27 protein-coding genes and 1 tRNA gene are annotated in these 24,730 nt (G+C 66.2%); 16 read left to right on the top strand and 12 right to left on the bottom strand.

Annotated elements, in window-relative coordinates; genetic code table 11:
• Positions 1–5: 5 nt before the first annotated feature.
• The 3 genes from AC07YZ_RS12400 to AC07YZ_RS12390 are packed head-to-tail and all read right to left on the bottom strand — an operon-like array spanning position 6 to position 2,200.
• On the bottom strand, positions 6–608 hold the full coding sequence (locus AC07YZ_RS12400) for a c-type cytochrome (RefSeq protein ID WP_494794945.1): 603 nt from the start codon (positions 606–608) through the stop codon (positions 6–8).
• A complete protein-coding gene (locus tag AC07YZ_RS12395; protein ID WP_494794944.1) occupies positions 605–1,885 on the bottom strand; it encodes an FCSD flavin-binding domain-containing protein in 1,281 nt (426 codons plus the stop codon). Before AC07YZ_RS12395 ends, AC07YZ_RS12400 begins: the two co-directional genes overlap by 4 nt.
• 12 nt (positions 1,886–1,897) lie before the next feature.
• Positions 1,898–2,200: a c-type cytochrome gene (locus tag AC07YZ_RS12390; RefSeq protein ID WP_226492152.1), complete on the bottom strand. Its 303-nt coding sequence runs from the start codon at positions 2,198–2,200 to the stop codon at positions 1,898–1,900.
• Between the two features lie 418 nt (positions 2,201–2,618).
• Between AC07YZ_RS12390 and AC07YZ_RS12385 the strand changes: the two genes are divergently transcribed.
• From AC07YZ_RS12385 to AC07YZ_RS12340, 10 genes are all read left to right on the top strand, one after another.
• The gene (locus AC07YZ_RS12385) at positions 2,619–3,032 is read left to right on the top strand and encodes an ArsR/SmtB family transcription factor (protein WP_226492153.1); all 414 of its coding nucleotides are present in this window, start codon (positions 2,619–2,621) and stop codon (positions 3,030–3,032) included.
• The gene (gene soxC, locus AC07YZ_RS12380; protein WP_494794943.1) at positions 3,025–4,368 is read left to right on the top strand and encodes a sulfite dehydrogenase; all 1,344 of its coding nucleotides are present in this window, start codon (positions 3,025–3,027) and stop codon (positions 4,366–4,368) included. The genes AC07YZ_RS12385 and soxC overlap by 8 nt, the downstream gene beginning before the upstream one ends.
• Before the next feature lie 177 nt (positions 4,369–4,545).
• Positions 4,546–5,532 carry a c-type cytochrome gene (locus AC07YZ_RS12375; protein ID WP_494794942.1) on the top strand — a complete coding sequence of 329 codons (987 nt, stop codon included), beginning with the start codon at positions 4,546–4,548 and terminating at the stop codon, positions 5,530–5,532.
• A 106-nt stretch (positions 5,533–5,638) separates the two neighbouring features.
• On the top strand, positions 5,639–5,977 hold the full coding sequence (locus AC07YZ_RS12370) for a c-type cytochrome (RefSeq protein ID WP_413465738.1): 339 nt from the start codon (positions 5,639–5,641) through the stop codon (positions 5,975–5,977).
• Positions 5,978–6,009: 32 nt separating this feature from the next.
• Complete coding sequence (gene soxY, locus AC07YZ_RS12365) at positions 6,010–6,465, top strand: thiosulfate oxidation carrier protein SoxY (RefSeq protein WP_226492156.1); 456 nt, start codon at positions 6,010–6,012, stop codon at positions 6,463–6,465.
• A gap of 61 nt (positions 6,466–6,526) precedes the next feature.
• Positions 6,527–6,838, top strand: coding sequence for a thiosulfate oxidation carrier complex protein SoxZ (gene soxZ / locus AC07YZ_RS12360; RefSeq protein WP_226492157.1), 312 nt, complete (start codon positions 6,527–6,529; stop codon positions 6,836–6,838).
• 135 nt (positions 6,839–6,973) lie between these two features.
• Positions 6,974–7,783 carry a sulfur oxidation c-type cytochrome SoxA gene (gene soxA / locus AC07YZ_RS12355; RefSeq protein WP_494794941.1) on the top strand — a complete coding sequence of 270 codons (810 nt, stop codon included), beginning with the start codon at positions 6,974–6,976 and terminating at the stop codon, positions 7,781–7,783.
• Positions 7,784–7,798: 15 nt separating this feature from the next.
• Entirely contained in the window at positions 7,799–8,455 is a 657-nt protein-coding gene (gene soxX, locus AC07YZ_RS12350) for a sulfur oxidation c-type cytochrome SoxX (protein ID WP_494794940.1), read from the top strand.
• Positions 8,456–8,588: 133 nt separating this feature from the next.
• Positions 8,589–10,313 (top strand): thiosulfohydrolase SoxB, encoded by a 1,725-nt coding sequence (gene soxB, locus AC07YZ_RS12345; RefSeq protein ID WP_494794939.1) that lies wholly within the window; start codon positions 8,589–8,591, stop codon positions 10,311–10,313.
• Positions 10,314–10,393: 80 nt separating this feature from the next.
• Complete coding sequence (locus tag AC07YZ_RS12340; RefSeq protein WP_226492161.1) at positions 10,394–10,624, top strand: hypothetical protein; 231 nt, start codon at positions 10,394–10,396, stop codon at positions 10,622–10,624.
• A gap of 67 nt (positions 10,625–10,691) precedes the next feature.
• On the opposite strand, the gene AC07YZ_RS12335 is transcribed toward AC07YZ_RS12340, so the two are convergent.
• The 6 genes from AC07YZ_RS12335 to AC07YZ_RS12310 form a co-directional block, all read right to left on the bottom strand.
• Positions 10,692–10,767, bottom strand: a tRNA-Thr gene (locus AC07YZ_RS12335).
• 13 nt (positions 10,768–10,780) lie between these two features.
• The gene (locus tag AC07YZ_RS12330; RefSeq protein ID WP_226492162.1) at positions 10,781–11,800 is read right to left on the bottom strand and encodes a class 1 fructose-bisphosphatase; all 1,020 of its coding nucleotides are present in this window, start codon (positions 11,798–11,800) and stop codon (positions 10,781–10,783) included.
• An 8-nt stretch (positions 11,801–11,808) separates the two neighbouring features.
• Positions 11,809–14,511 carry an aminopeptidase N gene (gene pepN / locus AC07YZ_RS12325; RefSeq protein ID WP_494794938.1) on the bottom strand — a complete coding sequence of 901 codons (2,703 nt, stop codon included), beginning with the start codon at positions 14,509–14,511 and terminating at the stop codon, positions 11,809–11,811.
• Positions 14,508–15,158, bottom strand: coding sequence for an HAD family hydrolase (locus tag AC07YZ_RS12320; protein ID WP_226492164.1), 651 nt, complete (start codon positions 15,156–15,158; stop codon positions 14,508–14,510). The genes pepN and AC07YZ_RS12320 overlap by 4 nt, the downstream gene beginning before the upstream one ends.
• A protein-coding gene (prfB, locus tag AC07YZ_RS12315) for a peptide chain release factor 2 (protein ID WP_226492165.1) occupies positions 15,158–16,262 on the bottom strand; the annotation gives its coding sequence in 2 pieces (ribosomal slippage) (positions 15,158–16,180 and positions 16,182–16,262; 1,104 coding nt in all). Before prfB ends, AC07YZ_RS12320 begins: the two co-directional genes overlap by 1 nt.
• An 82-nt stretch (positions 16,263–16,344) precedes the next feature.
• The gene (locus tag AC07YZ_RS12310; protein WP_494794937.1) at positions 16,345–17,253 is read right to left on the bottom strand and encodes an alpha/beta fold hydrolase; all 909 of its coding nucleotides are present in this window, start codon (positions 17,251–17,253) and stop codon (positions 16,345–16,347) included.
• Between the two features lie 35 nt (positions 17,254–17,288).
• Here AC07YZ_RS12310 and AC07YZ_RS12305 point away from each other — a divergent pair, with 35 nt between their 5' ends.
• Positions 17,289–19,085 carry an acetate--CoA ligase gene (locus AC07YZ_RS12305; RefSeq protein ID WP_494794936.1) on the top strand — a complete coding sequence of 599 codons (1,797 nt, stop codon included), beginning with the start codon at positions 17,289–17,291 and terminating at the stop codon, positions 19,083–19,085.
• Here the strand turns inward: AC07YZ_RS12305 and AC07YZ_RS12300 are convergent, their stop codons facing one another.
• Positions 19,086–19,400 (bottom strand): OmpA family protein, encoded by a 315-nt coding sequence (locus AC07YZ_RS12300; protein WP_494795172.1) that lies wholly within the window; start codon positions 19,398–19,400, stop codon positions 19,086–19,088. It abuts the gene before it with no gap.
• Positions 19,401–19,662: 262 nt separating this feature from the next.
• On the opposite strand from AC07YZ_RS12300, the gene AC07YZ_RS12295 reads away from it, so the two are divergent.
• The 4 genes from AC07YZ_RS12295 to AC07YZ_RS12280 all read left to right on the top strand — a co-directional run bounded on the left by AC07YZ_RS12295 (position 19,663) and on the right by AC07YZ_RS12280 (position 22,376).
• A complete protein-coding gene (locus tag AC07YZ_RS12295) occupies positions 19,663–20,706 on the top strand; it encodes an aldo/keto reductase (RefSeq protein WP_226492169.1) in 1,044 nt (347 codons plus the stop codon).
• Positions 20,707–20,824: 118 nt separating this feature from the next.
• Positions 20,825–21,325, top strand: coding sequence for an aminoacyl-tRNA deacylase (locus tag AC07YZ_RS12290; protein ID WP_494794935.1), 501 nt, complete (start codon positions 20,825–20,827; stop codon positions 21,323–21,325).
• Between the two features lie 59 nt (positions 21,326–21,384).
• The gene (plsY, locus tag AC07YZ_RS12285; RefSeq protein WP_226492171.1) at positions 21,385–22,014 is read left to right on the top strand and encodes a glycerol-3-phosphate 1-O-acyltransferase PlsY; all 630 of its coding nucleotides are present in this window, start codon (positions 21,385–21,387) and stop codon (positions 22,012–22,014) included.
• Complete coding sequence (locus AC07YZ_RS12280) at positions 22,011–22,376, top strand: RidA family protein (protein ID WP_226492172.1); 366 nt, start codon at positions 22,011–22,013, stop codon at positions 22,374–22,376. The genes plsY and AC07YZ_RS12280 overlap by 4 nt, the downstream gene beginning before the upstream one ends.
• Before the next feature lie 3 nt (positions 22,377–22,379).
• Here AC07YZ_RS12280 and AC07YZ_RS12275 read toward each other — a convergent pair whose 3' ends face one another.
• Together AC07YZ_RS12275 and AC07YZ_RS12270 are read right to left on the bottom strand one after the other, a co-directional pair.
• Complete coding sequence (locus AC07YZ_RS12275; protein WP_494794934.1) at positions 22,380–23,030, bottom strand: retropepsin-like aspartic protease family protein; 651 nt, start codon at positions 23,028–23,030, stop codon at positions 22,380–22,382.
• Between the two features lie 99 nt (positions 23,031–23,129).
• Entirely contained in the window at positions 23,130–23,615 is a 486-nt protein-coding gene (locus AC07YZ_RS12270; protein ID WP_226492174.1) for a YajQ family cyclic di-GMP-binding protein, read from the bottom strand.
• A gap of 39 nt (positions 23,616–23,654) precedes the next feature.
• Between AC07YZ_RS12270 and murB the strand changes: the two genes are divergently transcribed.
• Positions 23,655–24,707 carry a UDP-N-acetylmuramate dehydrogenase gene (murB, locus tag AC07YZ_RS12265; RefSeq protein WP_494794933.1) on the top strand — a complete coding sequence of 351 codons (1,053 nt, stop codon included), beginning with the start codon at positions 23,655–23,657 and terminating at the stop codon, positions 24,705–24,707.
• Positions 24,708–24,730: the final 23 nt, after the last annotated feature.

Raw genomic sequence — 24,730 nt, 5'->3', positions numbered from 1 at the left:
CCCGCTCACTTACCGCTGACGTACTCCGCCACCGCCGCCATCTCCAGCTCCGTCATCTTCTCCGCCACCACGTGCATCACCGCGTTGTCGTTGGTGCGCTCGCGTTTGTTGAACGATTTCAGCTGGGTGTGGATGTAGCCCGAGAACTGGGTCGCCAGGCGGGGCAGGTTGGCCGCGCCTTCGGCGTTGGCGCCGTGGCAGCTCACGCAGGCGGGCACGCCGCTGAACTTGTTGCCGTTGTAGAAGATGTAGCGGCCCACGGCCGCGAGCTGTGCGTCCTTCGGCTCTTCGCGCGGAATGCTCATCTTCTCGTAGTACTTGCCCAAGGCGACCATCTCGTCGGGCGTGAGTTTGGCCACCATCTCAGACATGGCCGTGCTCTTGCGCTGGCCGTTCTTGAAGGCGGTGAGCTGCTTGGTGATGTACTCGGCATGCTGCCCGGCCAGGCGCGGAAAGATCTCGCTGGTGGACTCGCCCTGCGCCCCATGGCACAGGAAGCAGGAGCCCCCAGCGATCTTCTTCGCGCGGGCTTCGTCGGCCTGGGCGAAGGTCGACGAGGCGACGAGCAAGATCGACCAGAGCACTGCGGCGCGGAGCTTCTGCTTCATGCCAGGGTATCCGCCCAGATGTTGCGCGCCCACGCATGGGCGTAGCGGCCTTCGAGTTCGCTGGCCGCCACCGACACGCCGCCCGAACCCGGCACCGTGAGCATCGTTTTCTTCTCGGCGTCGTAGCGGTGCACGCTGGCCACGTGCACCACGTCTTCGTCGGTCACGAAGCTGTAGCAGGTGTTGGCGTAGATCGGCAGTGAAGGCGGCGCCTTGCCCGCGAGCAGGGACACCACCGCCGCCGCGCAGGTCTTGCCGTGCTGGTTGGCCATGTGGCCCGACTTGGGCATGCCCGGGGCGATCTGGATCGCATCGCCCAGCACATGGATGTTCTTGTGGGCCTTGGACTCAAAGGTCAGGAAGTCCACCTCGCACCAGCGGCCGTTGGCCGTGGCCAGGCCGGTCTTCACGGCGATCTCGCCCGCGCGCATATTGGGCACCACGTTGGCCACGGCGGCCTTGAAGTCGTCGTTGAACTCGAACTTCAGGGTGTTGGTGGCGGCGTCCACGTCCACCACCTTGTGCTTGGGCCGGTAGTCGATCATGCCGTCGTAGTGTTCCTTCCAGGCCTTCATGAACAGGCCCTTCTTCGACTGGATGTCGTCGTTGGCGTCGAAGATCACCACCTTGCTCCTGGGCTTGGCTTTCTTGAAGTAGTTGGCCACCATGCAGGCGCGCTCGTAGGGGCCGGGCGGGCAGCGGTAGGGCGCCAGCGGGATCGACAGCGCGTACACGCCGCCGTCGGGCATGGCTTCGAGCTGCTGGCGCAGCGCCACCGTCTGGGCGCCGGCCTTCCAGGCGTGCAGCACCTTGTCCTGCGCGCCGGGCTTGGCCATGCCGGGCAGGCTGTCCCACATGAAGTCGATGCCGGGCGAGAGGATCAGGCGGTCGTAGGGCAGTTCGCCGCCGCCCGCGAGCTTGACCACGCGTTTGTCGGGGTCGATGCTGGCGACCCGATCGCGCACGATCTTCACGCCGTGGCGCTTGGCGAGGTTGTCGTAGGGCGTGGTGATGTCGGCGAGGGTCTTGCTGCCCTGGATCACCAGGTTGGAAACGGGGCAGGAGACGAAGGCCGCATTGGGCTCGACCAGGGTGACCTGCACGCCGTGGTCGGAGAAGAGGCGCACGTACTTGGCGGCGGTGGCGCCGCCGTAGCCGCCACCGACCACCACCACCTTGGCGCCGCTGCCACCGGGGGTGGCGCAGCCGCTCATGAAACCCAGACCGGCGATGGCGGAACCCGCGCCGAGCGTTTGTACAAATTGACGACGTTGCATGACCGGTTCTCCTTATTTCTTCTGGGCGGCGAAGTAGGCGGCGATCTGCTGGAGCTGCTCGTCGGAGTAGCCCTTGGAGATCTGGTGCATGAGCGTGGCGGGCTTGCGGCCGGTCTTGAAGTCCATCAGCTTCTGGACCAGTTCGTCCTTGTCCTTGCCGGCCAGAGGCTCGTTGCCCTGCAGGGCCCGGCCATCGGTGCCATGGCAGTTGGCGCAGGCCGAGGCCCAGACCCTGACCTGATCGACCTGGGCTTGCGCCCCCACGGCAGCGGCGCACAACGCGCCCGCAGCCAGCCATTTCATCGTCTTGACCATCTTCACCTCCTGGGGTTGGGTTGAACCGAGCAGCATCCAAAAACTGTAGCAGGGCCCCATGCGGAACCTTATTTATCAGTGTTTACGCATATTTAGATGCTTGATGCTAGCATCGCCCGCCGGCCCGTCTGAACCGTGAAAACCCTAGCGCTTTTGGCTGCGTTTTTCCGGTTTTGGCTGGCCATGGCCCGACCACCAGCGTTGGAAACCGGGGGGCGCTATCGGGCGCCACCACGGAGTTTGAAGCGGCCATATGGGGCTGCGCGGGGCGTGGCGGGCGCGAGGAGGGGCGCGATGGGGGTGCCGTCCGTCAGAAAAGTGGAGGAATCCGGGTTTACACTAATCTGTATATAGGCAATCAATCATATAGTTAATTGATAGAAATCAAACCCAGTCCGGAGACACATCGGTGGATGACATGCACGAGGTTTTTGAGTCCGTGGCGCGCTACTTCAGCGTGCTGGGCGAGCCCACGCGCCTGCGCATCCTGCACGCACTGTGCCAGGAGGAAAAGTGCGTCAACGAGATCATCCGGGTGACCGGTCTGGCGCAGGCCAACGTGTCGCGGCACCTGGGTTTGATGTACCAGGCCGGCATGCTTTCGCGCCGCCGCGAAGGGACCCAGATCTTCTACAAGGTGGCCGACCCGATGTACATCGAACTGTGCCGCACGGTGTCGATGCAGGTCCTGGGCCGACTTGAAAACGCAGCGAAATCGGGCGACGGACTGCGCCATTTCGCCGACGACACATCCCCCGGCCCGGCCGCGCAGGCGCCGGCCACCTCCCGACGAACTCCCCCCGCCAACCAGAAGGAAAAAGCAAGTGTCTAAAGACCTGAGCGACGTCATTGGGCGCGTCCTGCCCGCGCCGGAGCATTTTTTGAGTCCCGAGAAGCTGGAACAGGCCCGCAAGGCCCGCCGCCGCTTCATGGGCACCGCGCTGGCCATGGGCGCCGGCGTGGCCGCCTCGGCGGGTGCAGCCACCCGCGCCATGGCGGCCGAAGGCGAAGAAGCCATCCTGAAACTGCCCGAGCACAGCACGGGCCTGGGCCAGTCGGTGGTGACCGATGGCTACGGCAAGCCCAGCAAGTGGGAAGCCAACCTGCAGCGCCGCCAGAGCCCGGGCCTGACCCGGGTGAACCAGGCCTCGGTGAGCTTCACGCCGCTGCAGGGCCTGTTCGGCATCATCACGCCCAGCGGCCTGCATTTCGAGCGCCACCACCAGGGCTGGTGGGACATCGACCCGAGCAAGCACCGCCTGATGGTCAACGGCCTCGTGAAGCGCCAGCGCGTCTTCACCATGGATGACCTGATGCGCCTGCCCAGCGTCTCGCGCATCCACTTCATCGAATGCGGCGCCAACTCGGCCACCGAGTGGGGCAACGTGGCCGTGCCCACGGTGCAGTACACGCACGGCATGGTGAGCTGCTCCGAGTTCACCGGTGTGCTGCTGTCCACCCTGCTGGAAATGTGCGGCTACGACAAGAAGGCAGCGAAGTACGTGCTGGCCGAAGGCGCCGACGGTTCCTCGATGACCCGCACGATCGACATCGAACGCGCCATGGACGACTGCATCGTGGCCTGGGCCATGAACGGCGAGATGCTGCGCCCCGAAAACGGCTACCCGCTGCGCCTGGTGGTGCCGGGCGTGCAGGGCGTGAGCTGGGTCAAGTACCTGCGCCGCATCGAAGTGGGCGATCAGAAGTACGCCGCCAAGGACGAGGCGGTGCACTACATCGACCACATGCCCGACGGCACGCACCGCCAGTACACCGGCATCCAGGAAACCAAGAGCGTGATCACCACGCCCTCGGGCAGCCAGACGCTGCTGGACAAGGGCTACTACAACGTGACCGGCCTGGCCTGGTCGGGCCGCGGCACGATCAAGCGGGTGGACGTGAGCGTGGACGGGGGCCGCAACTGGCGCACCGCGCGCATCGAAGGCCCGGTGCTGCCCAAGGCGCTCACGCGTTTCAACATCGACTGGGTGTGGGACGGCAAGCCCGCCATTCTGCAGAGCCGTGCCATCGACAGCACGGGCTACGTGCAGCCCAAGATCAACCAGCTGCGTGCCGTGCGCGGCACGCGCTCCGTCTACCACCAGAACGCCATCCAGAGCTGGCTGGTGTCCGAAAACGGTGAAGTCTCCAACGTGCAGGTCTATTAAATGAACACCCCCGTCGCTTTTTCACTTCGTGTAAACGCATCCCCCCTCAAGGGGGCAAAGCCTGTCGCCCGGCAAAGCCGGTTCGACGGCTTTCTGGGCTTGTCTCGCGGCGTCGCTGCGCTCGCCTTGGGACTTGCTGCTGCTTCTTCCTTCGCCCAAGACAAACCTTGGTCCAACATGGGTCGCGATGCGACGCCGGCTGAGGTCAAGGCCTGGGACATTGATGTGCGCCCCGACTTCAAGGGTCTGCCGGCGGGCGCGGGCAGTGTCTCGCTGGGCGAGACGGTGTGGGAGGGCAAGTGCGCCTCCTGCCATGGCACTTTCGGTGAGTCCAACGAGGTGTTCACGCCCCTCATCGGCGGCACCACGAAGGACGACATCAAGACCGGTCGCGTCAAGGGGCTGGAAGAGGGCAAGAGCATCGTGCCCCAGAAGACGACCCTCATGAAGGTGGCGACCGTCTCCACGCTGTTCGATTACATCAACCGCGCCATGCCCTGGAACGCGCCCAAGACACTCAAGACCGATGAGGTCTATGGCGTGCTGGCCTACCTGCTGAGCCTGGCCGAGGTGGTGCCCACCGACTTCACGCTGAGCGACAAGAACCTCGCCGAGGTGCAGAAACGCATGCCCAACCGCAACGGCATGGCGTTCTACGAACCGCTGTGGAAGGCCAACGGCAAGGGCGACGTGAAGAACGTGGCCTGCATGAAGAACTGCGCCGTCGATCCGGTGGTCCACTCCTCGTTGCCCACGTTCGCACGCGATGCGCACGGCAACATCGCCGAGCAGAACCGCATCATCGGCCCGGTGCGCGGCGCCGACACGACCCGGCCCGCACCCCAGGGCCCGGTGGGTTCGTCCCCGGCGCCCAAGGCGGTGGTGGTGGCCGCCGCGCCCTCGGCCGGGGGCGACGTCAAAGGTCTGCTGGCGACCAACGCCTGCACCGCCTGCCACGGCGTGAAGAACAAGATCGTGGGGCCGGGCTTCAACGAGATCGCCGCCAAACACAAGGACCGGGCCGACCTCGAAGCCTATCTGGCCGGCAAGATCAAGACCGGTGGCTCGGGGGTGTGGGGCTCCGTGCCCATGCCGCCGCAAGACCAACTCAATGATGCCGACGCAAGGTCCATCGCGCAGTGGATCGCGGCCGGTGCCCGCTGAGCCCCACCGCTGGAACACGGCGCATTGCATTCGTCATGGTTGTACTCAAATATATTCGCATCTACTCGTAAACCCCATTCGTTTCAACCCAAGGAGACCCTAAGCTATGAAGATGGATTTCAAACAGACCGTCCTGGCCGCCGCGGCCCTGCTGACCACAGCGGGTGTCTTCGCGGTGGATGCGGCGGCGGCCAAGGCGCTGGCGTCCAAAAGCGCCTGCCTGGCCTGCCATGCGGCCGACAAGAAGATCGTGGGTCCGGCCTACAAGGACGTGGCGGCCAAACACAAGGGCCAGCCCGACGCGCTGGACAAAGTGGCCGCGCGCATCAAGTCGGGCGGCTCCGGTCTCTACGGCCCGGTGCCCATGCCCCCACAGGCCGCGCTGAAAGACGACGAACTTAAACTGCTGGCCGCCTGGGTTCTGGCTGGCGCGCCCGACAAATAAACCCACCCACCATTTCTTATCAGGAGTTCGACATGAACAATTCCCGCCGCACCGCCATCAAGACCACCGGCGCGTTCGCCACCCTGGTGTCCCTGGGCATCGTCACCCAGAGCCAGGCCCAGGCCGCCGTGGAGCAGGCCAGCTTCCAGGTCAAGACCCTGGACGACGCGCTCAAGGCCATCGGCGGTACCCCCGCCACCAGCGACCAGGTCAGCGTGGTCTCGCCCGACATCGCCGAGAACGGCGCCGTGGTGCCCGTGGGCGCCACCAGCAAGCTGCCCAACACGACCGAGATGTACCTGATCGTCGAGAAGAACCCCACGCCCCTGTCGTGTGCGTTCTTCATTCCCGCCGGCACCGAAGCCGACGTGCAGACCCGTCTGAAGATGGGCCAGAGCACCAACGTGATCGCGGTCGTCAAGGCCGACGGCAAGCTGTTCTCGGCTTCCAAGGAAACCAAGGTGACGCTGGGTGGATGCGGCGGCTGACCGCCCCGAACCCACACCCCGCAACCCCACCAACCACTTTTTGAATTGATAGGAGTCCATCATGGCAGACCCGATGCGCATCCGTGCCGCCCTCGCTGGTGACGTCACCACCGTTCGCGTGCTCATGTCCCACCCCATGGAACCCGGCACCCGCAAAGACGCGGCCGGCGCCCTCATCCCCGCCCACTTCATCCGCGACGTGGAAGCCACCAGCAACGGCAAGACCGTGCTCAAGGCCATGTTCAGCGGCTCGGTGTCGCAGAACCCGTTCCTGTCCTTCAAGTTCAAGGGCGGCGCCAAGGGCGACAAGATCGTGGTGAAGTGGACCGACAGCAAAGGCGAGTCCCGCACCGACGAAGCGGCGATTGCCTGAATCGGCTGAGCCACCCCGCCGCGCTGCGCGCGACCCCCTCAAGGGGGCATCACCTGCGGCCCGGCGGAGCCGGTTCCGCGGTGACCCCGGTTTGCGGTCCTCTGCTCCGCGCCAGATAAAACGAAGGAGATACCCATGAAACTCACTGCTTGCGGCGCCGCTTTGGCGCTGGGTGGTCTGATCGCCGCCGGCGCCGTGCATGCCCAGGGCAACGCCACGCTCGACGGCATTGCCAAGTACCGCGAGATGCTGCAGGACGGCAACCCCGCCGAACTTTTCGAAATGAAGGGCGAGGAGCTCTGGAAGAAAAAACGGGGGCCGAAAAACGCCTCGCTCGAACAGTGCGATCTGGGCAAGGGCCCCGGGGTCGTCGCGGGCGCCTTCGTGGAACTGCCGAAATACTTCAAGGACACCGGCCGCGTGCAGGACCTGGAAACGCGCCTGATCACCTGCATGGAAACCCTGCAGGGCTTCAACGCCGCCGAGATCATGAAGACGCCGTTCGGCAAGGGCGAAATGGCCAACGTGACGGCGCTCGCCACCTACGTGGCGACAGCCTCCAAGGGGATGCGCTTCAACCTGTCGCAAGCCCACGAGCAGGAAAAGACCATGTACGAGGTGGGCAAACGCCTGTTCTTCGCGCGTGGTGGCCCGCACGACTTTTCGTGCGCTTCGTGCCACGGCACCGACGGCGGGCGCATTCGCCTGCAGGACCTGCCCAACCTGACCAAGAACCCGGGGGACGGCATCGGCTTTGCGGCCTGGCCCGCCTACCGCGTGTCCAACTCGCAGATGTGGGGCATGCAGCTGCGCCTGAACGACTGCTACCGCCAGCAACGTTTCCCCGAGCCCAAGTTCGGCAGCGATGCCACCATCGCGCTGGGCGTGTACATGGGCGTCAACGCCAAGAGCGCCGAGTCCATCGTGCCGGCCATCAAGCGCTGATCTGGAGACACCGACATGAACACAAGCATGAAATACGCCCTGATTCCCGTGGCCGCTGCGCTGGTGGCGCTGGTCGGCTGCACGTCGTCGCCTTCCGGGGCCGATTACGACAAGGCCGCGGCCGAGGTGATGAAGAACTCGTTCCAGGACCGCGGCATCGCCAAGGTGGACCGCCTGCAGCAAGACGAAGCCAACCGCCTGTGCAGCGCCGCCGACGTGGCCGGCAAGCCGCTGGACGAGGTGACCGCCAAGGCGATCGAAGCCGCCAACCTGAAAACCGTGAAGATGCCCAGCGATGGCCAATTCCTCGGTGACTGGAAAGAGGGCGAGAAGATTGCCCAGAGCGGGCGTGGCCTGACCTGGAGCGACAAGGCCGGCGACGCCAACGGCGGCAACTGCTACAACTGCCACCAGATCAGCAAGGAAGAAATCTCCTTCGGCAACCTGGGCCCCAGCCTCTACAACTACGGCAAGCTGCGCGGCGCGACCGACCTGAACAGCCCGGCGGGCAAAGCCATCGTGGAATACACCTGGGGCAAGCTGTGGAACTCGCGTGCCTACAACGCCTGTTCGCAGATGCCACGCGCGGGCCACATGGGGATCCTGAACGAAAAGCAGATCCAGCACGTCATGGCGCTGTTGCTCGACCCGAAGTCTCCGGTCAACCAATAACCCCCTTCACCCCACCGCACACGGTGCCTGGCAACCCAGGGCATCGCGGGGCCGGCTTTGCCGGGCCGCGGATGCCGCCCCCTTGAGGGGGCGCGCAGCGCGGCGGGGGTGATCCCTCTCTTAAGGAATGTTTATGAGCTTCAGCCGCCGTGAATTCATGCAGGTGCTGGCCGTGGCCGGCGCCACCGGCATGGCGCTCAGCCACAAAGATGTGTTGGCCGCCACGCCCGGCGCGGGCGAGCGCCTGTACGACGTGCCCAAGTTCGGCAACGTCAGCTTCCTGCACTTCACCGACTGCCACGCCCAGCTGCAGCCGATCTATTTCCGCGAGCCCAACGTCAACCTCGGCGTGGCCGACGCGGTGGGCCGCCCGCCCCATATCGTGGGCGAACAGCTGCTCAAGCACTTCGGCTTCAAGCCCAACACCGCGGCGGCGCACGCCTTCACCTACCTCAACTTCTCGCAGGCCGCCAAGACCTACGGCAAGGTGGGGGGCTTCGCGCACCTGAGCACGCTGGTCAAACAGCTCAAGGCCAGCCGCCCGCACGCGCTGCTGCTCGACGGCGGCGACACCTGGCAGGGCTCGGCCACCTCGCTGTGGACCAACGGGCAGGACATGGTGGACGCCTGCAAGCTGCTGGGCGTGAACATGATGACCCCCCACTGGGAATTCACCTTCGGCGCCAAGCGCGTGCAGGAGATCGTGGAAAAGGACTTCAAGGGCCACATCGAATTCCTGGCGCAGAACGTCAAGACCACCGACTTCGGCGACCTCGTGTTCTCGCCGTATTCCATGCGCGAGATGAACGGCGTGAAGGTGGCCGTGATCGGCCAGGCCTTCCCCTACACCCCGATCGCCAACCCGCGCTACATGGTGCCCGACTGGTCCTTCGGCATCCAGGACGAGAACATGCAGAAGACGGTGGACGAAGCCCGCGCCAAGGGCGCGCAGGTGGTGGTCGTGCTGTCGCACAACGGCATGGACGTGGACATCAAGATGGCCTCACGCGTGCGCGGCATCGACGCCGTGCTGGGCGGCCACACCCACGACGGCATGCCCGCACCGGTGATCGTGAAAAACGCCGGCGGCCAGACCCTGGTGACCAACGCAGGCTCCAACAGCAAGTACCTGGGCGTGCTCGACTTCGACGTGCGCGGCGGCAAGGTGCAGGACTTCCGCTACAAGCTGCTGCCCGTGTTCTCCAACCTGCTGCCGGCCGACAAGGCCATGCAGGCCTACATCGACAAGGTGCGCGCGCCGTTCAAGGACAAGCTCGAAGAGAAGCTCGCCGTGACCGAGGACCTGCTGTACCGCCGCGGCAATTTCAACGGCTCGTGGGACCAGGTGATCTGCGACGCCCTGATCGAAGGCAAGGGCGCCGACATGTCGTTCTCGCCCGGCGTGCGCTGGGGCACCTCGCTGCTGCCCGGCGACGTGATCACCTACGAACGCATGATGGACCAGATGGCGCTCACCTACCCGGCCACCACGCTCAACGAGTTCACCGGCGAACAGATCAAGGGCATCCTCGAAGACATCGCGGACAACATCTTCAACCCCGACCCCTACTACCAGCAGGGCGGCGACATGGTGCGCGTGGGCGGTCTGAGCTACAGCCTGACGCCCATGGCCGCGGTTGGCCAGCGCATCAACAACATGACCCTCAAAGGCAAACCCATCGATGCCGACAAGAAGTACAAGGTCGCGGGCTGGGCCTCGGTGCAAGAGGGCGTGCAGGGCGAACCGATCTGGGATCTGGTCTCGGGCTACCTGCGCGACAAGAAGGTCATCAAGGACGTGAAGATCAACACCCCGCAGCTCATCGGCATGGAAGGCAATCCGGGCATGGTGGCCTGAGCGCCATGCCCCTAAGGGGAACAGGCGGGGCGGCGTTTGTTATGCTGCGACCGCCTGTTTTTTTACCCAAGGATTTTTCGATGATCAAGACCGCAGGGATGCTGATCGCGGCGCTGGTGCTCGCGGGATGCGCCTCTTCCAAGCCACCCACCTGGCAAAAGCCCAATGTGAGCGCCGACGACACCTACACCCAGTTGTCCGACTGCCGCTTTCAGGTGGGCCTGAGCAAGATCCCCAAGTCCGAACAAGAGCTCATGGTGGCGCACTGCATGCGCGGCAAAGGCTTCCGGCTGCTGGCCAACGACAGCTGAACCGCTGAACCGAGACCACCAGCAAAAAGCCCCTTCACAGCATGGCTGTGAAGGGGCTTTTACTTGTTGGTGCCGGAGAGATGAATCGAACACCCGACCTTCTCATTACGAATGAGCTGCTCTACCGACTGAGCTACACCGGCTTGTAGCCTAAGATTATAGCGTGCTGTGGTAGCTGGTCAGCCGGTCGACTTCATTCTTTGAGCCCAGCATGACGCTGACGCGTTCGTGCAGCTTGGTGGGCTGGATGTCGAGGATGCGCTGGCGCCCGTTGGTGGCGGCGCCGCCGGCCTGTTCGACCAGCCAGCTCATGGGGTTGGCTTCGTACATCAGACGCAGCTTGCCGGGCTTTTCGGGTTCGCGCTTGTCCCAGGGGTACAGGAAAACGCCGCCGCGGGTGAGGATGCGGTGCACGTCGGCCACCATGGACGCGACCCAGCGCATGTTGAAGTCCTTGCCGCGCGGGCCCTCCTTGCCGGCCAGGCATTCGTCCACGTAGCGCTTCACCGGGGCGTCCCAGTGGCGCATGTTGCTCATGTTGATGGCGAATTCCTTGGTGTCGGCCGGGATCTGCACGTTTTCCCGGGTCAGCACGAAGGAGCCCTGCTCGCGGTCCAGCGTGAACATGGCCACGCCGTCGCCCACGGTCAGCACCAGAGTGGTCTGGGGACCGTAGACGCAGTAGCCCGCGGCCACTTGGCTGGTGCCGGGTTGCAGGAAGTCCTGTTCGCAGACGGGCTCGATGGTGTCGGGGTTGTCGTTGCCCTTCTTGAGCACCGAGAAGATGGTGCCGATGGACACGTTGACGTCGATGTTGGACGAGCCGTCGAGCGGGTCGAACATCAGCAGGTACTCGCCCTGGGGAAAGCGGTTGGGCACCACGTAGATGCTGTCCATTTCCTCGCTGGCCATGGCGGCGAGATGGCCGCCCCATTCGTTGGCCTCGATCAGCACCTCGTTGGCGATGATGTCGAGTTGTTTCTGGACTTCGCCTTGCACGTTCTCGGTGTCGGCGACGCCAAGCACACCACCGAGATCGCCTTTGTTGACGGCCTGGCTGATGCTCTTGCAGGCGCGCGCGACCACTTCGAGCAGCAAGCGCAGGTCGCCGGGGATGTGGCCGTCGACACGCTGCTGTTCGACGAGGTAGCGGGTGAGTGAGATGCGTTTGGTCATGGTTCTCCTTAGTCGGCGAGGGCGCGGGTGACGACCTCGCGCACGTCGTTGCTCAGGTCGGGCCTGGCGGCCACGCGGGCGATGGCTTCGCGCGCCGCACCGCGGTAGGGTTCGGCGAGCTTCTTCCAGCGGTCCAGTGCGCGCGCCAGGCGGGAGGCGACCTGAGGGTTGATGGCGTCGAGCTCGATCACGCGTTCGCTCCAGAAGGTGTAGCCCGCCGCATCGGCGCGGTGGAAGGCGCCGGGGTTGGCGCTGCAGTAGCTGAAGATCACGCTGCGTGCCCGGTTGGGGTTGCGCAGGTGGAAGTCCGGGTGGGCGAGCAGGCGGCGCACGGCGGGCAACACGTTGCCACCGCGGTCGGGGGCGCCGGCCTGCAGGGCGAACCATTTGTCGAGCACCAGGGCCTCGTGGCGGAACAGGGTGTGGAAGCGCGCGAGGGCATCCTGCGCCAGCGGCTGGCCGCTGCCGACCAGGCTGGCCAGGGCGTTGAAGCGGTCGGTCATGTTGCCAGCGTCCTTGAAGCGCTGGTAGGCCTTGCCGGGCCAGACCGGGTTGCCGTTTTCTCTCGCCGCCAGGCAGAGCATGGCGAGCGCCATGCCGGCGAGCGCGCGCCGGCCGGTGCTCACCGGGTCGGGGCGGTAGGCGCCGTTGTCCTTGTGGGCCTCATAGGCCCAGACCCAGTCGTCGTGCAGGGCCTGGGCGAGCTGTTCGCGCATGGCCTCGCGCACGGCGTGCACGCGCTGCGGGTCCACCACGTCGAGCTGTTCGGCGATGTAGGTTTCGCTGGGCAGGGTCAGCACCAGTTCCTTGAACGCGGCGTCCAGCGTGGGGTGGCGCAGCACGGAGCGCATGGCGTCGAGGTAGGCCGCGTCCAGCGGCTCGCGCGCCACCGGGCCGTCGGCGTGGATCGCGTTGAGCGCGCGGCGCAGCGCCAGGCGCTGACCGGCCTCCCAGCGGTTGAACGGGTCGGTGTCGTGCGCCAGCAGACCGAGCAGCTGCGCATCGCTGTAGTCGAAGTCCAGCACCACCGGGGCGGAGAAGCCGCGCAGCAGCGACGGCACCGGCTCGCTGTCCAGGTTGATGAAGGTGAAGCTCTCCACCGCCTCGGTCAGCACGAAGCTGCGCGTGCCGGTCTCGGGCTGGCTCCAGTGGGCCAGTTGCAGCGGCAGCTCGGCGCCCTGGGCGTCGAGCAGGCCCATCGCCACCGGAATCACGAACGGCTCCTTGTGGGCCTGACCCGGCGTGGGGGCGCAGCTTTGTGTGAGCGTGAGCGTGTAGCTGCGCGCAGCTGCGTCGTACACACCGCAGGCCTGTACCAGCGGCGTGCCGGCCTGGCTGTACCAGCGCTTGAACTGGGGCAGCAGGCGCGCGAGGTCGGACGAGGGGTTGGCGTCGGCCATGGCCTGGGCGAAATCGTCGCAGGTCACGGCGCTGCCGTCGTGGCGTTCGAAGTACAGCTTCATGCCCGCGGCGAAGCCGGCGCGTCCCACCAGGGTCTGCATCATGCGCACGACCTCGGCGCCTTTTTCGTAGACCGTGACGGTGTAGAAGTTGTTGATCTCGACGTAGCTGTCGGGCCGCACCGGGTGCGCCATGGGGCCGGCGTCTTCGGGGAACTGCGCGGTGCGCAGCACACGCACGTCTTCAATGCGTTTGACCGCGCGCGCCGAGGCCTCGGCGCACAGGTCCATGCTGAACTCCTGGTCGCGGAAGACGGTCAGGCCTTCTTTCAGACTCAGCTGGAACCAGTCGCGGCAGGTCACGCGGTTGCCGGTCCAGTTGTGAAAGTACTCGTGGCCCACCACCGACTCGATGTTGGAAAAATCGGTGTCGGTCGCGGTGGTGCTGTTGGCCAGCACATACTTGGTGTTGAAGATGTTGAGGCCCTTGTTCTCCATCGCGCCCATGTTGAAGTCGCTGGTGGCGACGATCATGAAGCGCTCCAGATCGAGCGGCAGGCCGAAGCGGGCCTCGTCCCAGACCACGCTGGCGATCAGCGAGTTCATGGCGTGTTCGGTCTTGTCCATGTCGCCGGGGCGCACATAGACCTGCAGCAGGTGTTCGCGGCCGTTGCGCGCCACGATGCGCTGCTCGCGCGCCACCAACTGGCCCGCCACCAGCGCGAACAGGTAGCAGGGCTTCTTGTGCGGGTCGATCCACCGGGCGTAGTGGCGCCCGTCGGGCAGGTCACCTTGTTCCACCAGATTGCCGTTGGACAGCAGCACCGGGTACCTGGCCTTGTCGGCGCGCAGCGTGACGGTGTAGCTGGCCATCACGTCCGGGCGGTCCAGGAAATAGGTGATGCGGCGAAAGCCCTCGGCCTCGCACTGGGTGAAGAAGGTGCTCTGGCTCACGTACAAGCCCATGAGCTGGGTGTTCTTCTCGGGCGCGCAGGTGGTGAAGATCTCCAGGTCAAAAGGGTCCTGTCCTTCGGGCAGGTTCTCCAGCACCAGGGTCTGGCCGTCGAGCTTGAACGAGCAGCCCGCGCCGTTGACCAGCACGCGCGCGAGGTTCAGGTCCTCGCCATCGAGCCGCAGCGCTTGCGCGGCCACGTCCGGGTTGCGGCGCAGGCGCATCTTGTTGAGTACCCGGGTCTTGGCCGGGTCCAGGTCAAACACCAGTTCGACCGTGTCGATCCAGAACGCCGGAGGAACGTAGTCTTCTCGACGGACCACGGTGGTCGGGCCGCTGGCTTCACGCAAGGGGGTCATAGTGTCTCCAGGAAACGGGATGTGATCAGGGCGTGGTAGTCGGGAACGCGGGCCAGCACGTGCGGGCCACCGAGTTCCTGAGCCGGGTGTGAGCTGCAGATGGCGACGGCGCGCATGCCGGCGCGCCGCGCGGCCTCGATGCCCAGTGGCGCGTCTTCGAACACGATGCAGCGCTCGGGCACCACACCCAGGCGGCGCGCGACTTCCAGAAAGATGGCAGGCTCGGGCTTGCCGGGCAGGCCCTCGTCGCCGCCCACCGTGGGCAGGGGCTGGCCCAGCGCCAGATGCTGGTAGGCAAAGGCCTGGTTGTGGCGGTCACCCGCCGTGCCCACGCCGACCGCGAGCCCGCGCTGTTGCGCGGCCCCCAGGAAGGCCTTGAAACCCGCGACCTCGCTGAAAACGGGCGCAAACAGCTCGCGGTAGACGGCCTCCTTCTCATCGACGAAAGCCTGGGCCTGCGCGTCGGTGAGGTCGCCGAAGAGCTCGCGCATGCACTCCACGCCGGTGCGGCCGGTGGTGCGGCGCATGAGGTCGGGCACGTCGATGGCGAGACCACGCCGGCGCGTGAATTCGACCCAGCTGCGCTGGTGCGACGGCATGGAGTCGATCATGGTGCCGTCCATGTCGAAGATCAGGGCCTGGACCATCAGACGCCCTGCTTGAGCGAGGCTTCGATGAAGGCGTCGAGGTCGCCGTCCAGCACCTTCTGCGTGGCGGAGATTTCGACGTTGGTGCGCAGGTCCTTGATGCGGCTGTTGTCCAGCACGTAGCTGCGGATCTGGTGGCCCCAGCCCACGTCGGTCTTGCTGTCTTCGAGCTTCTGCTGCTCTTCCTGCTGCTTGCGCAGTTCAAAGTCGTACAGGCGCGAGCGCAGGCGTTTCCAGGCCACGTCGCGGTTGCTGTGCTGGCTGCGGCCGTCCTGGCATTGCACCACGATGCCGGTGGGGATGTGCGTGAGGCGCACGGCCGAGTCGGTCTTGTTGATGTGCTGGCCGCCGGCGCCCGAAGCGCGGAAGGTGTCGGTGCGCACGTCGGCCGGGTTGATGTTGATCTCGATCGAGTCGTCGATCTCGGGGTAGACGAATACCGAGGCAAACGAGGTGTGGCGCCCGCCCGAGGAGTCGAACGGGCTCTTGCGCACCAGGCGGTGCACCCCGGTTTCGGTGCGCAGCAGGCCAAAGGCGTACTCGCCCTCGATCTTGATCGTGGCGCCCTTGATGCCGGCGGTGTCGCCCGCGGTCTCGTCTTCGATCGTGGTCTTGAAACCCTTGCGCTCGCAGTACTTCAGGTACTGGCGCAGCAGCATGCTGGCCCAGTCGCAGGCTTCGGTGCCGCCGGCGCCGGCCTGGATGTCCAGGAAGCAGTTCAGCGGATCGGCCGGGTTGTTGAACATGCGGCGGAATTCGAGCTTCTCCACCTCGGCGGCCACCTTGGCGGCTTCGCCTTCGATGGTGATCAGCCCGGCGTCGTCACCGTCTTCGCTGGACATCTCGAACAGCTCGGTGTTGTCGGACAGCTCGTTGCTCAGACGGTCGAGCACCAGCACCACGTCTTCGAGCGATTTCTTCTCGCGACCCAGGTCCTGGGCGCGTTTGGGGTCGTTCCAGACCGTGGGGTCTTCCAGCGCGGACTCGACTTCCTTCAGCTTCGATGCTTTGGCATCGTAGTCAAAGATACCTCCGGAGCTCGACCACCCGGGTGGTCAGGTCGTCGAGCTGGTTGCGGATGGAGTTGACGCGTTCTGCTTCCATGATGGGTGCCTTCTGTCGATGTGCGGAAAATGGGTCGGCCGGCACCGCACATGTGCGGCGCCCGGCCGAAACCGCGATTTTCTCACGCCAGGAAGGTTTCGATCAGTCCGGCGAGCGCGGCGGGCTGGTCGTGGTGCAGCATGTGGCCGGCATCGTTGACCACGGCGCTGTGCAACCGGGGCACGGCCTGGAGCCGCTCGTGGTACTGCGCCAGCGAGAACTGGCCCTTCCACCACTGGCCCAGGCTGTCGTCGCTGGCGGTCACGCTGAGCACCGGCGCGCTGATGCGCCGGTAGATGGCCAGGGCCTCTTCGACCTGGTAGAGGTGGGCACTCACCACCTTGTGCGCGGGGTCGCCGAGCACCACCCAGCGCCCTTGCGCGTCGGGCGCGGCCCAGTGTGCGGCCAGCCACTCGGCCTGGTCGGCCGGCAGGCGCGGGTTGGTCTTCATCAGGCGCCGCGCCACGCCTTCGACCGAGTCGTAGGCCTTCAGCTCCATCTCGCCGCGGTGCAGGGCCTTGATCTCGTCCATCCACTTCGCATAGCGCTCGGGTGCCTGGGCCGGGCGGGTCTCGGGCAGGCCGAAGCCTTCGAGGTTGACCAGCCGGCGGATGCGCTGCGGCCGCACGCCGGCGTACATCATGGCCACGTTGCCGCCCATGCTGTGGCCCACCAGATCCACCGGCTGCCCGGTGGCGTAGTGGTCGAGCAGGGTGTCCAGATCGGCCAGGTAGTCCGGGAACCAGTAGCTGTCGGGCGCAGGCCCCTCGCCGCGCGTCAGGCCAAAACCACGCCAGTCCGGCGCGATGATCCAGCGCCGGGCCTGCAAGGCGTCCACCATGAACTGCCACGACGCGGACACGTCCATCCAGCCGTGCACCAGCACCAGGGGCGGCGTTGCGGCGTCGGCCTGACCCCAGACGCGCACGTGATAGGACAGGCCGCGGATCGGGACCAACTCGCTGCGGGATGGGTTCAGGGCTTGGTACATTCGCCGGATCATAGAGAACACGATGGAGACAGGCGATGCCGCAGAGTCAAGGCCGGGACAAGACCACGCCCACGCCCACGCCCACGCGCCGCCCGGCGGCGGTGGACCATTACGACGCGCTGCACAGCGGGTTTCGCTGGCAGGTGCCCGATCGTTTCAACATGGCCGAGGTCTGTCTGAGGCGCTGGGCGGCGCAGCCCGCCAGCGCCGCGTGCACCGCGGTCATTGCCTGCGCCACGGGCCAGTCCGACCGCCACCACAGCTACGCCGAGCTGCAGGACCAGGCCAACCGCCTGTCCAACGCGCTCGTGGCCATGGGGGTGGAGCGCGGCGACCGCGTCGCCATCGTGCTGCCGCAACGCTTTGAAACCGCGGTGGCCTACATGGCGGTGTTGCAGATGGGGGCCGTGGGCATGCCGCTGTCGCAGCTGTTCGGCCCCGAGGCGCTGGAATACCGCCTGCACGACAGCGAGGCCGTGGTGGCGATCTGCGACGCCAGCACGCTCGACGCCGTGCAGTCCGTGAGCGGCGCCTGCCCGCTGCTGCACACCGTGGTCGCGGTGGGTGTGCAGCCTGCCCGGGCGGGGGCGCTGGACTGGTTGGCCGTGCTGGCGCAGGCCGCGCCCGACTTTGCCCTGGTGCACACCCTGGCCGACGAGGCCGCCGTGTTGATCTACACCAGCGGCACCACCGGCAACCCCAAGGGCGCGCTGATTCCGCACCGCGCGCTCATCGGCAACCTCACCGGTTTTGTCTGCAGCCAGAACTGGTTCGGCTTCGATCCGTTCGACACCTCGGTGCCTTCGCAGGCGGTGTTCTGGTCGCCGGCCGACTGGGCCTGGACCGGTGGCCTGATGGACGCGCTCTTGCCCACGCTGTACTTCGGCCGGCCCATCGTGGGCTACAACGGGCGCTTCAGTCCACAGACCGCGTTCGAGCTGCTGGAGCGCCACGGCGTGACGCACAGCTTCCTGTTTCCCACCGCGCTCAAGGCCATGATGAAAGCCCTTCCCGAGCCGCGCCAGCGCTACACGCTGCGGCTGCAGGCCATCATGAGCGCGGGCGAGGCGGTGGGCGATGCCGTGTTCGCCTATTGCCAGCGGCAGCTCGGCGTGACGGTCAACGAGATGTTCGGCCAGACCGAGATCAACTACATCGTGGGCAACTGCGCGCGCCTGTGGCCTGCCAAACCGGGCAGCATGGGCAAGGGTTATCCGGGCCACCGCGTGGCCGTGATCGACGACGAGGGCCAGGAGTGCCCGGTGGGCGTGCCGGGCGACGTGGCGGTGCACCGGCTGGACGTGCATGGCCAGCCCGATCCGATCTTTTTCCTCGGCTACTGGAAGAACGAAGCCTCCACGCGCGCCAAGTTCACCGGGGACATGAGCAACAGCTGGTGCCGCACCGGCGACATGGCGGTGCGCGATGCCGATGGCTACCTCTGGTACCAGGGGCGAGCCGACGACGTGTTCAAGGCCGCGGGCTACCGCATCGGGCCGGGCGAGATCGAGAACTGCCTGGTCAAACACCCGGCCGTGGCCAACGCCGCGGTGGTGCCCAAGCCCGACGCCGAGCGCGGCGCGGTGGTCAAGGCCTACGTAGTGCTGGCGCAGGAATACCTGGCGGCGCAAGCCGGCCGGGTCCTGGGTGAGCCGGCGTTCGAGCGGGCGCTCACGGCCGAACTGCAGGCGCACGTGAAAGGCAAGCTCGCGCCCTACGAGTACCCCAAGGAGATCGAGTTTGTGGACGCGCTGCCCATGACCACCACCGGCAAGGTGCAGCGGCGCGTGCTGCGGCTGCAGGAAGAGGAGCGTGCCCGTGCGCGGGCCTGATCAGCGCGCGGCCTTGGGTGGTGCGGCATCGCTGAGGTGGATCTCCAGCTGCCGGTTGGCCGCTCGACCCTCGGCGCGCAGCCGGATGATCGACACGCCACGGGCGATCAGGTAATCGCGCACGCTCAGCGCGCGGTCCTGCGCCAGCAGGCGGTTGGCCGCATCGCTGCGCTTGTCGTCGCCATGCCCCAGGATGTTGACCCGCGTGCCCGGGCTCGTGTTGAGCCGGTTGGCCAGCGCATTGAGCTGGCGCGCCAGGGCGGGCTTCACGGTCGAGCGCCCCGCATCGAAGGCCATCGCCGCGGGAAATGCCATCACGGGGCTTGGCTCCGCTGACGTGCCCGGCGACCCGTCTGGCGTGCCCCGACCCGGCAACGACGAACAACCCGCGAAGGCCAGGCACAGAAGGGCGCACAAGGCCCCGTGGACGGGCGTGAACAAGCGGCGCATGGGCAAGTCTCCTGAAGGGGCGTGTGGACGGGTTTCGGCGGAGACAACCCGGCCCCGCCGTCGGCCATAAACTTATAGACCGATCCGGTCCCTTTTTATCACCCCATACGCATTTGCACACCCCTCCATGAACACTGTTGCACTGGGCTCCAGCGGCCTGCAAGTCACCCCCATCTGCCTGGGCACCATGACCTTTGGCGAACAGGTCCAGGAAGCCGCCGCCCACGCCATCCTAGACCGCGCCCTGGAGCGCGGCATCAACTTCGTCGATACCGCTGAGATGTACTCCGTGCCGGCCAAGGCCGAGACCTGCGGCGCCACCGAATCCATCATCGGCAACTGGTTCGCCAGGAACCCGGGCGCGCGCCAGAAAGTGGTGCTCGCCACCAAGGTGGCCGGCCCGGCGCGCGGCATGCCCTGGCTGCGTCCCGAGGTGAGCAAGGCCGGCATCGTCGAGGCCTGCGAAGCCAGCCTGCGCCGCCTGCAGACCGACGTGATCGACCTGTACCAGATCCACTGGCCGGCGCGCAACATGCCCACGTTTGGCGCCCTCTATTTCGATCCCTCGAAAGACCGGCCCATGCCTTCCGTTCTGGAGCAGCTCGAAGCCCTGAGCGGGCTGGTCCAGGCGGGCCAGGTGCGCGCGATCGGCCTGTCCAACGAGTCGCCCTACGGCGTGCACGAGTTCGTGCGGCTGGCCGCCCAACACGGGCTCTCCAGCGTGGCCACGGTGCAGAACCCGTACTGCCTGATCAACCGCAGCTTTGAGAACGGGCTGGACGAAACCTGCCACCGCCTCGGGGTGTCGCTGCTGGCCTATTCACCGCTGGGCTTTGGCCTGCTGAGCGGCAAATACGATGCCACCGGCCTGGTGGGCGACGCCGGTCGCATGGCCCTCTACGACTCGATGCGCAAGCAGCGCTGGGGCCGCCCGGAGGCGCTGGACGCCGCGCGCCGCTACAACGCGCTGGCACGCGAACACGGCCTGACCCCGGTGCAGATGGCGCTGGCGTTCTGCTACACCAACTGGCGCGTGGCCAGCACCATCATCGGCGTGACCTCGCTGGCCCAGCTCGACGAATGCCTGGACGCCTGGGGCACCACGCTCTCACCCGAACTGCTCAAAGAGATTGACAAAATCCGCTGGGAAGTTCGCGACCCTGCCCAATGAAGCATCGGTGTGCCGCATGCGGGGGGGGCGTCGAGAGGCGCCGCGGAACTGGCTCTGCCAGGCCGCAGGTGCCGTCCTCCCTCCCAGCGCTGAAAGCGCGCCAGAGAGGGGGGAAGCCGTGAAGCGGCGCAGGGGGGAGTCCCATGTCTCCGAAACCCCCGCCACCGCCTGGCTCAAGGCCCGTGGCGTGGTGTTCACCGAGCATCCCTACGAGTACCTGGAGCACGGGGGTGCGCAGCACAGCGCGGCGGTGCTGGGGCTGGCCCCGTTCGCGGTGGTTAAGACGCTGATCATGCAGGACGAGCAGGCGCGGCCGCTGGCGGTGCTGATGCATGGCAACCGCACGGTGTCTACCAAGAACCTCGCGCGACAGACCGGGGCCAAGTCGATCGAGCCCTGCAAGCCCGAGGTGGCGAACCGCCACAGCGGCTACTTCGTGGGCGGCACTTCGCCGTTCGGTCTCAAGCGAGCCATGCCGGTCTGGGTGGAGGCCTCGGTGCTGGAGCTGCCCCGGATCTGGATCAATGGCGGGCGGCGGGGTTTTCTGGTGGGCATCGATCCGGCGGTGCTGGCCGGTCCGCTGGGCGCCAGGCCGGTGCATTGCGCGCTGGCAGAATAGGCGCACCGCCGGGCGCGCGCGCCGCTGTGTCCGGCCACGCACAACACGAGGAGCTCCCGTTGGAATTCGTTTATCCGCTGCTGGCCACGGTGGCCGCCTACCTGATCGGCTCGCTGTCGTTCGCCGTGCTGGTCAGCCGCTTGATGGGCCTGAACGATCCGCGCACCTACGGCAGCAAGAACCCCGGTGCCACCAACGTGCTGCGCTCGGGCAGCAAGGCCGCGGCCATCGTCACGCTGCTGCTGGACGCCTTCAAGGGCTGGCTGCCGGTGGTGGTGGTGATGGGGTGGGGCGCGACCTGGGGCCTGGGCGACGGAACGGTGGCGCTGGTGGGACTGGCCTCGTTCCTCGGGCACCTGTACCCGGTGTTCTTCCGTTTCCAGGGCGGCAAGGGCGTGGCCACGGCCGCGGGCGTGATCCTGGGCTTCAACCCCTGGCTGGGGCTGGCGGCGCTGGCCACCTGGGTCATCATCGCTTTCTTCTTCCGCTATTCCTCGCTGGCCTCCATCGTCACGGCGCTGTTCGCGCCGGCCTATTACCTGTTTGGCAACCATGTGGCCTGGGACGCACCGGGCGTGATGGTATTGAGCCTGGCGGTCATGGGGATCCTGCTGGTGTGGCGCCACGCGGAGAACATCAACCGGCTGCTGGCCGGCAAAGAAAGCAAACTCGGAGCCAAAAAGACATGAACCATGACATCGTGCGCCACGGCGTGGCCGCCCGCTACAGCGAAGCAGCCGTGTTCAACGGCGTGGTCTACCTCGCGGGCATGGTGCCCGAGCGCGGTGACACCGACATCCGCAGCCAGACCCAGGACGTGCTGGACCAGATCCAGCAGCGCCTGCTGGATGCGGGCAGCGACAAGTCGCGCATCCTGCGCACCCAGATCTACCTGACCGACATCCGCGAGATCGGCACCATGAACGAGGTGTGGGACGCCTGGGTGGTGCCGGGCACCGCGCCGCCACGTGCCACGGTCCAGGCCGCATTGGCCAATCCGGCCTGGAAGATCGAGATCGTGGTCACAGCGGCGCAGAAAGCGTCACTTTGATTTTCAGAAGCGTTTTTCCAGCGTGAGCTGGTCGTTGTTGCGCTGCATCTGAAAGTGGGTCAGAAAGCTGTTGCCCAGCAGCACATAGGGCATGGGCTGCGGCAGCACGATGCCTGACACGCCATACACCTGGGTGTCTCCGATCTTCACCGAGTCCAGTTTCAGCTGGTAGCCGACCACGACGCCATTGGCCGTGCTCACCTGGACCTTCTGCGCTTGTTCGTATTTCAGGTTGATGCGCTTGGCGTCGGACTCGCTCAAGACCACCTGCGTGGCGCCCGTGTCCACCATGAACTGAACGGTCTTGCCGTTGATCTGACCCGACGGCATGAAGTGGCCCTGGGCGTCGGCCGTGAGCACGATGCGCTGTGCACCGCCGCCACCGCTGGAGACCCCTCGACCCACGCTCACCGGCGCATCGCCCACGCGCAGGGTCTGGCGCTGACCATCGACCTCCACCTCCGCCGTTTCGCCCTGCGTTTTCAACAGCTTCACACCCTGGTGCGTCTGCCCCGGGCTCACAAACTTCGGTGCCGCGGCATCGATGGTCAGCAGGGCCTTGCCGCTGGCAACACCCGACAGCGCCACCGACTGCGCGTACGAAGTTCCGGCAGCGAGCGCAAGGACGAGTGCGGTCAGCAAAGACGTGGGCATGAGGGGTCTGGGTCCAGGGCGTCGCGGAACCGGCTTTGCCGGGCCGCCAACGCCGCCCCCTGGGGGGTGACGCGCGCAGCGCGGCGCGGGGGGCACCATTCAATCCCTGAAATTGTTGAACGACAGGGGCAGGTCTTTCAGCTCGCTCTTGATCAGCGCCATGGCGGCCTGCAGGTCGTCGCGCTTGGCGCCGGTCACGCGCACGGCGTCGCCCTGGATGGCGCCTTGCACCTTCAGCTTGCTGCCCTTGATGGCCTGCTGGATCTTCTTGCCGTCTTCGGTGCTGATGCCGTTGCGCACCTTGACCACCTGCTTGACCTTGTCGCCACCGACCTTCTCGACTTTGCCGACGTCCAGGAACCGCGCGTCCACACCGCGCTTGGTCAGCTTGTTGCGCAGCACGTCGTCGATTTGCTGGAGCTGGAAGTCCGCGTCGCCGTGCAGGATGATTTCCTTGTCCTTGAGTTCGATGGCGGCGCTGGTGCCTTTGAAGTCGAAACGGGTGCCGATCTCGCGCGAGACCTGGTCGATCGCGTTCTTCACTTCCACAAAATCGGCTTCGAGTACGGTGTCAAAAGAGGGCATGGTGGTGGATTCGCAGAGCGTGAATGAGACAATCCGGGGATGTTAGTCGAGAACAACGTGGCGCTCCAGCCCTACAACAGTTTTGGCATCGTCGCGCGTGCGCAGCGGCTGGTGCGCGTGGGCTCGGACGCCGAGGTGGCGCAGCTCATGAACAGCCCCGAGTGGGTAGACGGCGGCGCCGCTGCGCGGGCCTTTGTGCTGGGTGGCGGCAGCAACCTGGTGATCACGGGCGACATCAAGCCTCTGGTGATCAAGGTCGAGATCGCCGGGCGCCGTCTGGTCGAAGACAACGCCAGGGGCTGGGTGGTGGAGGGCGGTGCCGGTGAAAACTGGCACGACTTCGTGGCCTGGACGCTGGAGCAGGGCTGGCCGGGTCTGGAGAACCTGGCGCTGATTCCGGGCACGGTGGGGGCCTCGCCGGTGCAGAACATCGGTGCCTACGGTGTGGAGCTGCAGGACCGCTTTCATTCGCTCGACGCGATCGACCTGCAGACCGGTCAGGCGTTCACGCTCGACGCCGCGCAATGCGGTTTTGGCTACCGCGACTCGGTGTTCAAGCACGCGCCGGCCGGTGAGAAGGGGCTGGGCCTGGCGGGCCGCGCGCTCATCACGCGGGTGCGTTTCTGGCTGCCCAAGCCCTGGAAGCCGGTGCTGGGTTACCTGGATCTGGAGCGCAAGATGGCCGAAACCGGTATCCACGCGCCCGACGCGCGCCAGATTTTTGACTGGGTGGTGGCGATCCGCCGTGCCAAGCTGCCCGACCCGGCGGTGATCGGCAACGCCGGCAGTTTCTTCAAGAACCCGACCGTGACGCCCGAGCAGTGCGCCGACATCATCGCGCGCGATCCGAAAGTGGTGCATTACCCCATGGCAGACGGCAGCATCAAGCTGGCCGCGGGCTGGTTGATCGATGCCTGTGGCTGGAAGGGCAAGAGCGTGGGCCACGCCGGCGTGTACGAAAAACAGGCGCTGGTGCTGGTGAACCGGGGCGGCGCCACCGGTGGTGAGGTGATGACGCTGGCCAAGGCGATCCAGACCAGTGTGTACGAGCGCTTTGGCATCCGGCTGGAGCCGGAGCCTGTGGTGGTTTGAAGCCTCGGTCGTAGCGCGGAGAC

It is taken from the genome of Hydrogenophaga sp. GW101-3F08 (assembly GCF_059424585.1).
The sequence above is the reverse complement of the archived record's forward strand: the minus strand, read 5'-3'. Positions and strand labels throughout refer to the sequence as shown.